Annotated in this window: 11 protein-coding genes; 6 read left to right on the forward strand and 5 right to left on the reverse strand. The window is 54.3% G+C overall.

What is annotated here, in order from left to right:
* Window positions 1–645: 645 nt before the first annotated feature.
* The 3 genes from ACR9ZQ_RS32890 to ACR9ZQ_RS32900 are packed head-to-tail and all read left to right on the forward strand — an operon-like array spanning window position 646 to window position 5,474.
* Window positions 646–3,780, forward strand: coding sequence for a hypothetical protein (locus ACR9ZQ_RS32890; protein WP_481429769.1), 3,135 nt, complete (start codon window positions 646–648; stop codon window positions 3,778–3,780).
* Window positions 3,761–4,213: a response regulator transcription factor gene (locus tag ACR9ZQ_RS32895; protein WP_481429770.1), complete on the forward strand. Its 453-nt coding sequence runs from the start codon at window positions 3,761–3,763 to the stop codon at window positions 4,211–4,213. The genes ACR9ZQ_RS32890 and ACR9ZQ_RS32895 overlap by 20 nt, the downstream gene beginning before the upstream one ends.
* Window position 4,214: 1 nt before the next feature.
* The gene (locus ACR9ZQ_RS32900) at window positions 4,215–5,474 is read left to right on the forward strand and encodes a phosphorylase family protein (RefSeq protein ID WP_481429771.1); all 1,260 of its coding nucleotides are present in this window, start codon (window positions 4,215–4,217) and stop codon (window positions 5,472–5,474) included.
* Between the two features lie 130 nt (window positions 5,475–5,604).
* Here the strand turns inward: ACR9ZQ_RS32900 and ACR9ZQ_RS32905 are convergent, their stop codons facing one another.
* A complete protein-coding gene (locus ACR9ZQ_RS32905; RefSeq protein ID WP_481429772.1) occupies window positions 5,605–5,784 on the reverse strand; it encodes a hypothetical protein in 180 nt (59 codons plus the stop codon).
* A 777-nt stretch (window positions 5,785–6,561) separates the two neighbouring features.
* On the opposite strand from ACR9ZQ_RS32905, the gene ACR9ZQ_RS32910 reads away from it, so the two are divergent.
* On the forward strand, window positions 6,562–6,903 hold the full coding sequence (locus ACR9ZQ_RS32910) for a hypothetical protein (RefSeq protein WP_481429773.1): 342 nt from the start codon (window positions 6,562–6,564) through the stop codon (window positions 6,901–6,903).
* A 595-nt stretch (window positions 6,904–7,498) separates the two neighbouring features.
* Here ACR9ZQ_RS32910 and ACR9ZQ_RS32915 read toward each other — a convergent pair.
* Window positions 7,499–8,206 (reverse strand): hypothetical protein, encoded by a 708-nt coding sequence (locus ACR9ZQ_RS32915; RefSeq protein WP_481429774.1) that lies wholly within the window; start codon window positions 8,204–8,206, stop codon window positions 7,499–7,501.
* A gap of 1,434 nt (window positions 8,207–9,640) precedes the next feature.
* Window positions 9,641–10,489, reverse strand: coding sequence for a hypothetical protein (locus ACR9ZQ_RS32920; RefSeq protein WP_481429775.1), 849 nt, complete (start codon window positions 10,487–10,489; stop codon window positions 9,641–9,643).
* A 151-nt stretch (window positions 10,490–10,640) separates the two neighbouring features.
* Between ACR9ZQ_RS32920 and ACR9ZQ_RS32925 the strand changes: the two genes are divergently transcribed.
* A complete protein-coding gene (locus ACR9ZQ_RS32925; protein ID WP_481429776.1) occupies window positions 10,641–12,149 on the forward strand; it encodes an AAA family ATPase in 1,509 nt (502 codons plus the stop codon).
* Window positions 12,112–12,831: an AAA family ATPase gene (locus ACR9ZQ_RS32930; RefSeq protein ID WP_481430962.1), complete on the forward strand. Its 720-nt coding sequence runs from the start codon at window positions 12,112–12,114 to the stop codon at window positions 12,829–12,831. Before ACR9ZQ_RS32925 ends, ACR9ZQ_RS32930 begins: the two co-directional genes overlap by 38 nt.
* Before the next feature lie 374 nt (window positions 12,832–13,205).
* Here the strand turns inward: ACR9ZQ_RS32930 and ku (ACR9ZQ_RS32935) are convergent, their stop codons facing one another.
* Both ku (ACR9ZQ_RS32935) and ku (ACR9ZQ_RS32940) read right to left on the reverse strand, forming a co-directional pair.
* Window positions 13,206–14,018: a non-homologous end joining protein Ku gene (gene ku / locus ACR9ZQ_RS32935; protein ID WP_481429777.1), complete on the reverse strand. Its 813-nt coding sequence runs from the start codon at window positions 14,016–14,018 to the stop codon at window positions 13,206–13,208.
* An 11-nt stretch (window positions 14,019–14,029) separates the two neighbouring features.
* A complete protein-coding gene (ku, locus tag ACR9ZQ_RS32940) occupies window positions 14,030–14,935 on the reverse strand; it encodes a non-homologous end joining protein Ku (RefSeq protein WP_481430963.1) in 906 nt (301 codons plus the stop codon).
* Window positions 14,936–15,555: the final 620 nt, after the last annotated feature.

A 15,555-nucleotide genomic window follows, 5' to 3' on the forward strand; every position in this document is an offset into this window, starting at 1 on the left:
TTGGTCTCGAGTTCAAATTTGTCCCAAAGCTCCGTCCCCATCCATGCCTCGCCAAATACATACGTAGTCCGCCACTCACCCCACAAATTCGGCCTCACGTGACGAATCGAAGTAGTCGGCGAAAGTGGCGGCGATTTTAATTGCTCTGGAGAGGTCTTCCGCCCGGTGAGGATCGGAGATGTCGGTTTGAGGCGCATCGAGTAAACGGATTGGCGGGTCGTGGCTCGCTACCAAAGATTTAACATCGGGTGGTATCCTTGCCTTAGGAACTCGGAAAAGCGTCTTCAACGTTGTTGCATTGCAGATTGCAGTGGAAGACCGGCAACCTAACATTGATTGGTGTTCGTCTAAGTGTAATCAAGTATTCGAGAAGAGGATACTCGGTTGCCCGTAAGCCGGAAGCGGAATCCTCCCCAGCATTCGGAATGGCGCAATGCAGTCAGGGGTGGGATCGATCTAAGATTGCCTATCGACGTCCTTAGGGCGTCGTATCCGTTGGAGTCGCTGCCCCACATCGCCACGTGGATCGCGCGGAGCCAACGCCATAGGTCGCCGATAGACGGCGTCTTTCCCCAATCCGTGTCATACATAAGCTCGGTCCCGCCCTTTGCGACTGTTTCGCTTGAGAGGGAGCTGGCGTGGGGATTGGGCACGCTCCAGGCTTATCAGGACCAAATCAGGTCATATGTTGCAAAACGCGAGTTACTGGACGAGTGCCTGAGTCAGGCGCGGTACGTCGAGGCACTCGACGTCGTAGACGACATAAACGAGAGCCTCTGCTGGTCCCTGGAGATGATGTCAGCGCGGATCGGGCTGACAAGTCTGGTGCACGGCCTTGAGGCGCAGAAGAACTGGATATCTGCTCAAACAGTCGGAGGCGCTTCCGTCGCCGCAAATTTCTATTGCTACTGGTTCGGTGTTCGGTCGGAAAACGATCAGAACCCGAGCAGGTTTCGAACCGAGATAAAGGGCAAGATCGATCAGTTTTGGACCGATGCGAATGGAAAGCGGTTCCTTTGTTTCCAACTTGCGGGCGAGGATGTCGGCGACGGCGACGAGGCCGAGATGCTCGCGCAGGTCCAGACGCATTCCATTATCGACCTTTACGAGTTTTGCGTCCAGCTCGCCCGGGTGTCCGCTGCCGAAGGCAGAGCGGCTTCTCATGCGATATACCGCTGCTTTCTGCCCTTCATGTCAGTGGTGGGCGACGTCAGGGTGCAGAAGATATCCTATCTCATGGGTAATCTTTCGGCAGCCGCGGGCTTCGAAACTGGTGACCTCGCCGCCGACACCTTGTTGATAGAAGACGAGGATGCTTCTAGCCTCCCGGCCCCGACGCTTCATCAAGTATACCAGTTGACGAATCTCGGCGTAGCGCCGTCCGACAGGCAGAACATTTCGGCTGTAGGAAATTCGATCGTGGACATGCAGCTTGTTCCCGAACGTTTGGAGGCGGCCAGGGAACGCCTCCTTCAACAGGCTCTCTTTTTCCCGAGGTTCAGTATCGGCGAAACTTCCGGGACGATTTTCTCGTTGGGAGAAGCTCCAGCTCCCGACGGCGGAGACGTTCTGCAGCGTCGACGCTTCATGTGCCACAAGGCCCACGATCTGTTTGCGCTGCCGTTCCTCCCGGACGAAGTTTCGAAGCACTACAGCGACTTCCTGATCTCCAATGTTGGCGTCGCCAAGAGCATCGTCGACTACGTTCGTTTCGATCCTGTTTGCCCGCCGACGGGAAAGACTTCGGCACGGTCACGCTGGTGGTGGGATTTCTCCGTTCGAACGAAGGAACGGAACCATTGTGAAGTCGCGGACGTCCTTCAGGCGGATCGGGGAGAACGATTGCCAGCCACCAGGATGGCGATGTGGTGCGAGATCGAAGCCATGTTGACGGCAGGGCGGATAAACGAAGCTGTCGACGTCTGCGCTGGTCTGTATCGACGCGAACCAAGCCTTCTCCACTGGCTTCCTTATGAGCGGCTTGCCGCCCGCCTTGATGACCTGACCGTGGGGCGATACGTGGGTTCCACGAACATGGCGCTCGTCGTTTGGCTCCTCTCGGAGAACCACGATCGCGACTTCCGCTCGCCGCTGTCTTACGCAGTTGACAATTATCTCGATGCGCGCGGAGCAGGCCGCCCTTCGCAACTCGACGCAGATCACGCCGCCGATGTCGAGGAACTGGTGTTCTTCCTCTGGGCGATCTGCACCGAGGACACTCTCAGTCTTTCACTCGCATACGAGAGCCAATTCGAACTCGATGAAGAGCGCCTGGCCATCCTGTCCAAACTCAAGGCTCTCGCTCCGGAACGATCCTCGACGTACGAAGACGAAATAACCCTGATCCTTCGGCGTCAGGAGGTCACAAAGGCAATCAAGTCGCTCGACCGTAGTAAAATCTCTATGGATGAAGAGCCGATACGAGATTGGGCGCGAAAGAACCTGCGCGGAAAGTTCGACCAATTCCGCGCGCTGATCGATGCGGGTATGGAGACCGTCTCGCCTTCGGTGGCATTCGAAATCCTAAACCGCCTTGCCGCAGGCACGCCCGACACTAAGCCGTTTGAAATCCCCGACAACGAAGTGTCGGCCCTATTCGCGGAGATACTCGGCGAGCTATGTCGAGAAAGCAGCTTGAACAGCCGGCACGGCATTAACAGTTACCTTAGCCTGCGCATCAGACACGGCACTATTTCAGGTCAACTCAGGCGTCCCTCCCAGGAGCAGCACCTGCTCACAACAGTGTCGTCGGGCGGCGCATACGGCCCCAACGAATACTGGTACGAATTGCTGCAGCCCCATCTGGGTCACGACGACGCCGACCGCGTTTCCCAGCGGCTCAGCGTGTTTTCGAGGGAGTACGATCTCCTGGTCGATCGCTTCTCGTCGGATTACGTCCAGATACGCCGACCGGACAAACCAAAGGGTCTTATCAGTTATCATTTCGCGGAGGCCGTCGTCCTGAGTTTCTCGTCTGATGCCAAGGAAATCGTGGACTTCGACGAATTTCTGGACTCGTTCTTCGCCATTTTCTGGCTGCACATGGGGAACGTCCTCGGAACAGTCCAGGCCTACATCCGAAATGAGCTAAGGGACGAATTCGACGCCCTTTTCACAGCGGCCTCGGGCAATATACTATCGAGCGTCAGTGCATCGAACCTTCCGATGTTAAACGACGCGATGGTGCGGGCGCGCTCCGGGCTGCATGACGCCTTGAATGAGATGGCCGAGTGGTTCGACGTTCCTCAGACGATCGAAAACTCGCCGCTCAGCATCGAAGTACTGGTCGAGATCGGAAAGGAGATGGTGCGTCGTCTACATCCTCATTTCGATCCCGTGGTCACGTTGACCGGTCAGCTTGACCTGAAACTCGGGAACGCGTTGATAGTATTCACCGACGCGCTATACATACTGTTCGGGAATGTCGTGAAGCACGCCGATCTCGAGCGACCCAAGGTGCGCATCAATATCGAAGGCGTCGATGGCGGCATCCTGGAAATGTCGTTCGCAAGCGAGTGCCGTGACATTTCGATTCATCGCCAGAAGATCGAGGACGCGAAGATCAAGCTCAAGAGCGCGGACTCGTCGAAAGACCTCAGCACGGAGGGCGGGACAGGTTTCCCCAAGCTGGCGAAGATCATGGCCTTCTCGTCGGTAAAGGAACCCGTGGATATCGGCATCGACACAGCCAGCGGAGAATTCACCTGCAAACTTAGATTCACCTACCGATTGCTTCGGCAGCCCACGGAGGAGCACGACTGTGCGTATTTTGGTAGTTGAAGACGACGAAAACAAACGTCGTGAAATACTTGAATTCTTGCGGACGAACTATCCGGCCGTAGACCTGGTGTTCGGCTCGTCTCTAGTGACGGGATTGCGGGAGGCGATGCGGAGTTCGCCTGATCTGGTCATCCTCGACATGACGCTGCCAAACTACGACGCTAGCGGCCTGGAACTCGACGGGCGGATGCATCCGTTCGGTGGCAAGGAGTTCCTAAGGCAGATCGCGAGAACCGCTGCTCAGTGCAAGGTTATTGTCTTAACGCAGTTCGAGAGTTTCGGTGAAGCGCCCAATGTCACCAGGCTCGCTGATCTCGACGCCGAACTCAAGTCGAAATATCCAAAGCACTACGTTGGCTCGGTTTACTACCACGCCTCAATCGACGAATGGGCAATGAATCTGAATACCATGATGCAAGGTCTGGAAGTCTAGCATGAGAATATTGATCGTAGACGACGACAGCGCCAAGGCATCCGCGATCTCGAAGGTACTGTTGCGCGCAGGGGTGCCGACGCTAAACGACATCAGTCATGTCACGAACTCCTTCGACGCAGCCACCGAACTCCGCAAAACCCAGTTCGACCTTCTGATCCTGGACCTGATGATCCCCAAAACGCGCCTGGGGGAGGCGGAGCTGGACGGCGGCCAGTCGTTGCTCAGGAACATCATGGCGCGCGATTCCTTCCTGCGTCCTAAGCATATCGTCGGGTTGACGTCCTTCGATGACGCCCGCGATCAATCAGAGGCTGATTTTAACAACGGCCTCTGGTCGATCCTGAAGTACGACACGTCGTCCTCTGAGTGGATCGAGCAGCTGTCTGGTAAGGTCCGCTACATCCAGTCCTCGATCGAAGCAATAACAACGGGGCTAGACTACGATTACGATGTCGCGTTCGTATGCGCCCTCGCGAAGCCGGAGCTATCGGCGGTGCTCGATCTCGACTGCGAATGGAAGCCTTTGAGACGCGACACCGATCCCACGCAATACTGGTCGGGAACGTTGACGGTCGGGTCGAGAACTCTCAGGGTTGTCGCCTGCCATGCCGCCCAGATGGGGATGGTGGCGACTTCCGCCGTTGTTGCCAAGGTGTCGGCTGCCTATCGACCGCGGCTGGTTGTTATGACCGGTATATGTGCGGGCCGGGAAGGGGACATCCAGCTTGGCGACGTCGTGGTAGCGAATATCTCGTGGGACTACGGCAGCGGGAAGTTCCACAACAAGGACGGAGAGGTTAGATTCGCTCCCGATCCCGTCCAAATTGCACTCGATCCTATGCTGCGAAAACACGCGGAAGCTTTGTCTTCAAATCAGCAACTGCTGGACGAGATACGACGAAGCTACAAGGCTCAGAAGATAAACAGCGTCCTCAATGTCGTTGTTGGCGCGATGGCATCTGGTGCGGCTGTACGGGCGGACGACGGATTTTTTGAAGAACTGGCCGCCGCAAAGCGCAAGGTTGTGGCGGTGGAGATGGAAGCATATGCCGTTTATGCGACCGCTGCTGAGATGGCTGCACCGAGACCGATGCCGCTCGTGGTCAAATCCGTGTGTGACTTTGCCAACTCCGGCAAGAACGACACCTATCAAGACTACGCTGCCCACACGAGCGCAGCATGCGCTCTTGAGATCATTAAGGCCTATTTCGCAGGGAACGCCGTTGGAACGGAGCGGGACCAAAGGGTTCACCACTGAGGGTTCCAGTGCTTCGATCGGCTTTAGGCTCATGACACAGCCCACCGTGTCCAGCAACGGGGATGGTGATGGGACGTTACTTGGCCGTTTCTCCTGCCACCGCCCGATTACAATCCCGCTCTGGCGGAGTTCATTTATGTCCAATGGTCAAGCCGCCAATCCATTCGATTGCCTGCGATCCACCGATGAAAACGGCAGTGAAGAGCATCACGGCGATAAAGAAGAGGAACACGAACACGGTAAATCGGCCTGTTGCGGAGGCTTTAAACTTGCCGATCTCGATGGTGAGCAGTTCTTTCGCGTTTTCCAAGTCAAACTCCCGGCTTCAAAAATCTTCTGAAGCTGCTGATCTTGGTCGTTCTGCTGCCTGCTGCGCAGAATGCACGGTTCTGAGACCAACGCAATGGCCTTGCGAAAGACTATCTCGTGATCACGACATGGCCGGAAAACCTCGCCGATACTTTTGAATCTCACTTTGCTGGGCCCACTATCGAGATCAATATAGTTTCTTCTCACGCCGTAGTAAAACGTTCACCTCCCGTTGGTCATCGGCCAAAGTAATCATTCAGACCGCGTTTTGGCAGGCGGTTGAAGTGGCGTCTCGAACGCCTAGCCATCGGATTTCTGGTCATTGCCGCTGTGGCCGTTGGCCAAGGAATGCGGGTTTCGCTATTCAGTTCTGTGAGACGATCATCGGGATGAAAGGTCAGCCATCGGCGGCTGAGAGGACGGTGTCGTCAGCTTACAGATCGCGGAGCGGTTATCCCGCTGAGTATCGCCACTATGTCTTGCGACGTGTTCAAGGCAGTTCCTCGTCAAGTCAGTCCTTCGGCGAAACATACGCGGCATCGGTGAAGCAAGGGTTAGCGAAGGCCGCGTGAAAAGCGGTCGATTGTTGGGATCGCCTCTTTTCAACATCGATGGTTCATTGTCAGAAATCCGGGAAAGAAAAGACACTTCCTAATGAAAATTGGGAGGCGCATTTATTGGTCGTCGGAGGCAAATAGAGAGCTAACGGCAAACGACAGAGACACATCAGGTAAACTGCCTCCGTCGGAACGGTCAACTCAAAACAAGGATAGACACCATGAAGACGCTTATCGCGGCTACCCTGACTGCTATGACTTTTTTGAACGCAGACTTGGCTGAGGCCGCCGGCAACAGGCTTGAATTTCAGAATTATAGCGGTGAGGACGTCATCGAGGTTCATGTCCGCGGACCTCTCACCGAGTGGGGACATGATCTGCTAGGCTCACGTATTTTGGAGGATGGCGAATCCATCTCCGTCAGACGCGGCAATCAGTGCGAGCTGGATATCATGCTGGTATCCGGTGACGGTGTAGAGCACGTGTTGCACGAAAATGTCTGTACCATCACTGGTGTGGAACTCACTGACTACGGCGATACCTTCCACTTCTCCACCTATTGATGTACAAACGAAGAGCGCGATTGTATCGCGCTCTTCGTGCGATGCGGAGGGGTCATGTGTTATTGGCATAGGCTAAAATGCGCCTGTATCTCCGTATTTGTCGGAGCGGCGTCACAAGCCCATCCAGCGGAGCAACTCACCAATCCATTTGGCGGAATGCCGCCTGAAGAGGCACCAGGTGACGAGGTTTACCGACGCACGCAGGAGTGGGAGGGAAACCTTTTCAATCTAAAAAGAACGTTCTCGATACAAACGACAAAGGACGAAACCGGAGAGGTTCGCCGTGTTTTGGAGCTTACAACCCGCTCCGCAGACGGTCACTTGGTCTGTCTCGGGTATCCCAGCTTCAGACTGAACGCGAGGTCACTTACGATCAGTTCTCATGTCGGAGGTTGCTGGAATATCGAAGGCAACGGTAACATTCGGAATGATTTTGGTGGCTCGGTAGACCTTGGGGGCTCAAGATATGGACCTTTTGCGTGTCAGCTAGCTGGAGGTAGAGGGAGTTGCACTTATACTTCCGCTTCAACGGGCAAGGAACATAGGTTCGAAATTACTAAGACCGAAGATTCCGAGGTTTGTTTTTCGAACGGCTTCATGGCTGACTGTTGAATAAAAAGCGCGCTTGGTCTGCCACAGTTACCCGCGATTTCTCGATGAGTTGCCGGTACCGCTCATAGTCCCCATCGCCTGGTTTGAAATCTCGGGTCTCGGTTTCTTCTTTGGTGCCGCATAGGGCCACGGGAAGAAACCGAGGAGCAAAATTTAGGTCGTCTATCTTGGCGATGGCGTACATGCCTCCATGCATGACCCTCGTAAAATCCTTCACACCGAGGATTGTAAGGCTGTGATGACCAACGACGTTGCTCAATATTACAATATACGGAACGCTCTTCGGCCTGGAAATGTGGCCGAACTGCTTAAACTTGCTGTCACCTATCCCTTTGTGACTTATTCGCAGACACGCATCCTCGTCGGACCAATCGATCCTCATTGAAAAACAGACGATCGTCGTTTCGTCCTGAAACGAATAGCGGAGATACTCGAATGTTCCCTGGTAGCTTTCAAGGTCTGCAAACGTATAGTTTCCATAAAACTCGTTGGAGGCACGAGTTTGGAAACGCACTCCCGTGCTCTGCTCGACTTTGATCAAGCCTTTTTCCGTGAACAGACCGGTGACCATTTTATTCACGTTGCTAAGCGAAATACCGACTTTGTGCGCAAACCCTTCCCTGCTTAGCTTTTTTTCAACGATGTATCGCTGAATGGCCTCGCCTATCCTCTTCTTTTCATCGTGGTCCATGTTCGCTCCCCCAAGCTGGTCCGATTGTGCCATACTTTGACTCTCAAGTGGACCTACTCTGCGTTTCGCCCCACGGTCGCACGTTTTGGCACTTGCCAGGAAATCGTGTTTCGTTGGCTCGTTGCCAAAGGAAATGGGTTTACGATTATTCGCGTCGCGGCCGGCAGCGCTCTAGCCCCGCGCATTTCTCTCCCCACTGAGATGCCACCACCTGATGTTCCCCCGGACTCAAGGGTCGTCAACATCGCCCAGCCGCTCGCCGCATACGCCAAACTAGCTATGCATGCTAAAACATTCCAAATCGCAAATATAAACAACTTCTGATACGGATCATCTCATGCCGAAACTGGGGAGGAGACTGGCGTAAATCGCGGTATATTGGCACCAATTCTGTTCTTATTGTGCGTTGGATTTCTGAGTGTGCTGCCCCAAAATGCAGAGGCACGATTGATCGTTCAAAATTTTGGAAAGCAAACTTGCCTGGGCGTGTTGGAAGAGCAGGCGTTCCTGTTGAACTGCGTCGATCAGCGCGTTGCCGAATGGGAATATGGCAGCGGGAAGATCAAACATGTGTCTACAGGAAAATGTCTCGCGCCACGAGAAACATACTTGTTCTTAGTTGGATGCTCCGAGGCTCATACAAACTGGTCAGCCGTGCCCGGGAAGGATGCTTCGTACATCAAGAACGATACGTATGCTCAGTGCTTAGGCGTGCCAACCGCTGATGCGCCCGCTTGGCCCGTTCGTATAGTGGATTGCAGCGAAGGGCCGAACAACCAATGGGACATCTGGACTTGGAAAGTCATCCAAAACGTAGAGACGGGAGAGTGCCTCGGAACCGATATGTGGTTCGAGTTTGGACTTGCACGCATAGTCCCCTTCGAATGTGGCCGCCTTCACTATACTGTCTGGCATAAGAGACCCAATGACGCGCATTTCTACAATGCATTCGAACGCACGCGGTGCCTCGGCGTACATCACCAAGGCGGACAACCCACGCTCTGGCCCGCCGCTTTAACGGTTTGCGGGGACCCTCACTACCAAAAATGGGACATCCATGCAGATGGCACGATGGTGACTTCGGACCTTGCGTCCTGCTTGGGGATTCACAACGGCCGAGCATTCATGGTCCCGTGCAAAGACGCTGGATACCCAAACCAGCACTGGCGGTACGTGACATGGGAACAGGCGACTGGCAGATAGCGCGGCGGTCGACATCGCCAACTATCTGGAAGAGCTGATCCGGGGCTGGCCGATCTGCTGAGTCAACGAATTGGTGACGAACGCGTTCATCCCCACAAACGATTGGTTTTTCGTCACATACCTCGGTTCTGTGGGGGGTATTTCGCCACATTCGATTGCGCTGGCTATTCGAGGCGTGGTTCAGAATAGCTGCCGCGCACCAGAGCCGAAGACGTTGTGGTACTCTTCCGATCACAAATTTTGATGTTGATACTGTCCTGAAGTGTCGGCGTTGCCTGTGACACGAACCCAAATCATGCGGCCATGAACGGTAGGACACTCGCCTGGCACTGAAGTCTTGAACGACGTGTCAGTTGTGTTTCCGTCGATGCTATTCGACGATTCGACGAGAACGCCACCCGTGTTCGGGCAGACCCGATATGCCTCGTCTCGACTTCCGGAATAGATCACCACCCTCGCGGATGTCGATCCTGGAATTCGAAAGTAGCCCGACTTGAACAACGCCTCGGGCTTAGCCTCAAACAATGACAGGGGAGCCCCGATTAAATTCGTGTAGGGTTTTTTTGTCATATCGTGGGTGTAGCAAGCCCGCTTATACCTGTCCGTCGGCTTCGTAGTCGCTACGAAATAGAAGCGATCTTCGCAGCTTCCGTTGAAGAACGAACTGGGACAGGTGTAGCTCTGCTTCAAAGCTGACATCTCAATATCTAGGCACGATTCTGTGGGGAGTATGATTGGCCCTGAGGGGATGTCACTCGTGAGCGTCGCTTCCCAACCGGTTCCTAGAGAACATACACGCCAAACCGAACGAGACCCTCCACCGCTACGGGTTGTTTCAGGGTTGCTGTAGCTCGGGGTTGCTCCCGGCAAATTGCCGATTTTTCGTCCGATTTCTAATATTTTCTCTCCAGAAGGAGTTGTCGCGATACTCGCGCCGGCAATTCGGTAATCAGTTGGACACTCTGGAAGTTCTTGAAACGTGTAATGTTTCGGAAGGTAGCGATCAGCAGCATCTGAAAACTTATGTCCGCCGCCGAAAGAAGCAATTAAAACCAATAAAAATAGACCGGAACGCAACATCTTTTCTCCTCAAGATGAATCATATTTCGTCATGACATTTTACGTGCCTTGATAACCTCAATATCTTGAGGATTCCTTATTGCGTGTATTTTAACAATTGCTGATGCCATCCGAGCGAGTATTCTTCGCCTGAGGAATCGGGGGGCGAGGCATGATTGAACAAATATCGATTGATACTGTTGCTAGCTACACTGGAGGAGCAGCAGTTCTAACCCAACTGCGGCCAATCAATTTCATTTTCGGCGCGAACGGTTCTGGTAAGACGACAATATCCCGCGTGATCGCCAAGCCGGAAACATACGCAACCTCGACTGTCACTTGGACAGCCGGAACTCCGCTCGAATGCCTCGTCTATAATCGGGATTTCGTTGAACAAAACTTCACGGCCCAAATGCGGGGCATATTCACGCTCGGTCACGATAATGCTGAAACCCTTCAGCGTATCGACGATCTCAAGAAGGAGATCGACGAAATTCAGAGAACGATACGCGATCGCAGACACACCCTCGGAGGAACTGACGGTACGGGCGGCAGACGAAAGGAACACTCTGAACTGAACGCAACCTTTCACGAGGCCTGTTGGAAATCGAAGACCCAGTACGAGGACAGATTTAAAGAGGCCTTCCGCGGTGTGTTGAGTTCGCGCGCCAATTTTGCGGATCGGATGTTTCGAGAATTCGAAAACAACGCTGCGGCACTGAAGCCGCTCAATGAACTGGAAAGCCGTGCCAGCACCATGTTTGCGGAGGCCAAAGTCCGTCTTGAGCGTGTCTCGAGCCTTGAAGCATCGGACCTGATCGCACTGGAAGCGAAACCTATTCTCTCGAAGCGAGTGGTCGGGAAGGAAGGTGTCTTCATATCCGACATGATCAAGCGCCTCGGAAACAGCGACTGGGTCAAACAAGGCCTCGGTTTTTTCCGGCAAAACGACGATCACTGCCCATTCTGCCAACAAACGACCGACGACAAATTCCGCCGCGATCTCGAAGATTATTTCGATGAATCATATCAGGCCGATGTCGAAGCAATTTCACGTCTCGCTACAGGCTACGGCGAACACTCCAACGGCATCATTCGCCAGCTTGAGCACGCGATGGCCTCGCAGGTCGAATATCTGGACCGGACCTCGCTCGAACAGAAAGCAGAGGTGCTCCGCACGAAGCTTGCTCTCAACATTCAACATTTAGCGAGAAAGAAGTCCGAACCAAGTTCAAAGGTGGAGCTCGAAACGGTCCGCGAGATTGTCGATGGGATTAACGCGATCCTCGCTGATGCGAACAGCAAGGTCGACGAACATAATGCGCTCATCGACAACATCGTCGCGGAACGGGCCACTCTGATATCCGAGATATGGCGATACATCATCGAGGAAGCTAAAATCACCCTGGAGAGCTACAAGACCAACAGTCGGTCCGTGAACAGCGCCATTGACGGGCTGACGCGCGGCATCGAGGCGAAGGAGCAGGAGAAGCGAGAGAAATCCAACGCATTGCGGGAACTGGAGCGGCAAGTAACCAGCGTCCAGCCAACTGTGAACGCGATCAACGCTCTCCTGGATTCATTCGGCTTCCGGAACTTCAAGCTGGCCACATCCGGCGAAGGTAATCGAACTCTACACCGTCATCCGAGGCGATGGCACCGAGGCTCGGGAAACCCTTAGTGAAGGTGAGAAAACTTTCATCGTCTTCTTATATTTCTACTACCTGATCAGTGGAAGCGTGTCCGAGAGCGGGATAACGAACAACAGGATCGTAGTCATCGACGATCCTGTTTCGAGCCTGGATAGCGACGTCCTGTTTATCGTCAGCCTCATTAGAAAGCTCTTCGCCAAGGTCTTGGATCAGGCGTCCACGCTGAAGCAAATCTTTGTGCTCACCCACAATATCTACTTCCACAAGGAGGTTACCTTCGATCCGAAGAAACAGTGGCAGACGAAGATCACGTTTTGGGTGGTCCGGAAAAAGGAGGACTATTCGATCATCGAGGGACACGCACAGAACCCGATCCAGACATCTTACGAAATGCTGTGGCAGGAGGTCAGGAACGAGAACCGTTCCATACTGACCATCCAGAACACCCTTCGCAGGATTTTGGAGAACTACTTCACGATCCTGGGCAACATGGACAAAGACGACATCGTGGACAAATTCGCAGGCCAAGAGCAGCAAATCTGCAATTCGCTGTTTTCGTGGATCAATGACGGGTCGCACAACGCCCATGAGGACCTGTATCTGGCTTGCGACGCAGCTACTGTCGATCGCTTTCTTCAGGTGTTCAAGAAGGTATTCGAGGTCAGCGGACACTCAGCGCATTACGACATGATGATCGCACCCCGTCACTAATCAAGCGCCATAGAATACGCAAAACTAAATAGGCAGTTACTAAAGTCTGGCTAGGGGAGCGATGGTTTTGGCAAGTGCACCGAACATAAGCGGCTATGTGCTCTGCGAACTAGGTCATTCTGCCAATTCTTACCCCCTGGCGGCGACACAAGCCTTCCCGCTTCCCGGCATCTGTTTCGAAATCAATAGCTCTGGGACAGGTCGCCAGCGCATGCTGCCATGCCTTGTCGTTTGCCCCCTTTGGCCAGCGTTAGGGCATCAGTAGTCCCATCATGCCCGACACGTCGTGGCGGTGCTGAAATGATCTGCGTCGGGGAGACCAACGGCGACTTCCCTGATCGGTGCGAATGCAATGTCGTTCATTGAATTCGTCCTTATCCGGCCTTGCGCGATTTCAGGTCGTTCTCAACGGACTTGCGAAGGGCATCCATGATGTTGACGACATTGGAGGCCGGAGCGGTTTCAGCCTTCTTGCCTTTCGCGGTCTTCCTCGGTTTCAGTGCTTTCTTCTTCTCCTCGATGAGGGCCAGCAAGGCTTCCTGTATGGGATCGGTGACCATGGTCGGTGACCAATGTTTCGTCCGCTGTTTGATCAGCTTCTCCACTAAGGGCAGGGCATCCTTCTCGGAGTCGCTGTCGATCCCTTCGAAGTAGGATTCCTCCGGACGCACCTCGTCGCCGAAGCGAAGGGTCCAAAGCACGATGCCTTCGTCGCGGGGTTCGAGAATGACCGCTCGTTCCCGGCGACCGATGACAAGCTTCGACACGCCGACAACCTTCGAGGCCTTCATCGCATCGCGGATGACGGAAAAGGCCTCATAGCCGACCGGATCGTCAGGGGTGAGGTAGTGGGCTTTCTCCAGATAGGTCCAGCTGATGGATTCGGCTGGCACGAACTTTTCGATGTCGATTGTACGTACAGTGTCGAGCGCAACAGCGTCCAAGTCTTCGTCCGTCAGGATGACATAGTCGTTCTCGCCGCGGGCGTAGCCCTTGGCCTCGTTTTCATCCTTGACTGGTTTCCCCGTGACGGAGTCCATGTATCTGGAGACGACGCGATTGCCGGTAGCGCGATTGAGGGTATGGAAGCGAACTTTCTCGGACTCCGAGGTCGCCGGTGACATCGCCACCGGGCAGGTGACGAGGGATAGCTTGAGGTAGCCTTTCCAGTACGGACGGGGTGCCATTGTTCGCTGTCCTATCCAACTTTACGCTGCGGGGCGGCTGGAGCGGCGGATTTGGCCGCCCCGCGCTCAGCGCGCTGCCGTTGGGTGCCTTTGTTGGCATTGGCGGCCGTGCGTTTCGGTTGTCCGGTGGATTTGCCTGCGAGGCCTGCGCTTTCGCGAAGGGCCGCCAGCAGGTCGTTTGGCTTGGAAACCTGCACCTTCTTTGGCTTCGGTAGCGATCTGCCTTCGATCTTGGCTTTCACAAGTTCCGCCACCGCCTGCTCGTAGCGGTCGTCGAACGTGGCCGGATCGAACTCGCCGATCTTCGTTGAAATGATATGCTTGGCGAGATCGAGCATTTCACCCTCGATCTTCAGCTTCGGTATTCCCTCGAATGCCGTCTTCGACGAACGAACTTCGTAATCGTATTGCAGGGTCGTGGCGATCATCCCGTTGCCGTGCGGGCGAATGAGCACCGTGCGCATCCGCCGAAACAGCACTGTTCTGGCGATTGCCGCGACGTTGGTTTTCTTCATGCCATCGCGCAGAAGAGTAAACCCCTCCGAGCCAACCCGGTCGCTGGGGGTCAAGTAATAGGGCTTGTCGAAATAGACGTCGTCTATCTCGGAGCAGGGGACGAACGCTTCAATCTCGAGCGTCTTGTTGCTCTGGGGAATCGCAGCGGCGATCTCTTCCGGATCGATCATGATGTAACGACCGTCGTCGATCTCGAAACCTTTGGTCTGTTCCTCTTTCGGGACCGGGTCGTCGGTCTCGCTGTCGACGAAAATACGATGCACACGGTTGCCCGTCGCCTTGTTGATGGTGTTGAACGTGATGCGTTCAGAGGTAGAGGCAGCCGTGTAGAGGGCCACCCCGCAGCTGACTTCTCCGACTTTCAGAAAGCCCTTCCACTGGGCACGGTGCCCTGACGCCATGACGCGATACTCCGAATCAGTGATTCGCGACTCAAGTCCGGAGCAGGTGATTCGTTCCGACTCGAAACGAATCATTTTTCAATGGCTTACGACCTGATGTTGAAGTCTTGAATTGGGACGCCTTGACCGAGCAATTGGGCCAATTCTACGGTCGTGATTCAGGCGATGTCGTCTGTCGCCGATGGGCCCAACTCGATCAAATCCGGAAACCTGGTCTCGCATCGGTCAATGCCGTCCGCGGAGATCATTCTCGGACACCCCATCGAAATTCGACGGCGAAGCTGCGAAAAACTGAGGCTCGCTCCATACTGTTTGACGAGCACTTGGCGGTCGAGAGTTTCTCGACGATCGCAGCTGCGACACTCCACGACGATGGTCGGGTGGCGAAAGTCCCGGATCGTCAGAGACGGGATATAGGTATTTTTTCTTATGCGTACCATTTCGCGATCTGTGAGCATTGATTCTATTGCACATAGGAAGCTTCCGGCTCTGTGGACTGCCAGTGGATTAGGAATTGATCCCCCGAACATGCGCGTTGACTTACATGCTGATTGGGAACAAAGAAAGAACATAGTCGCTTTCAGCGAGATATGAAACGTATGTGATCAAGATCGGACGTG

The sequence above is a fragment of the Rhizobium sp. KNZ14-9A genome, from assembly GCF_056755015.1.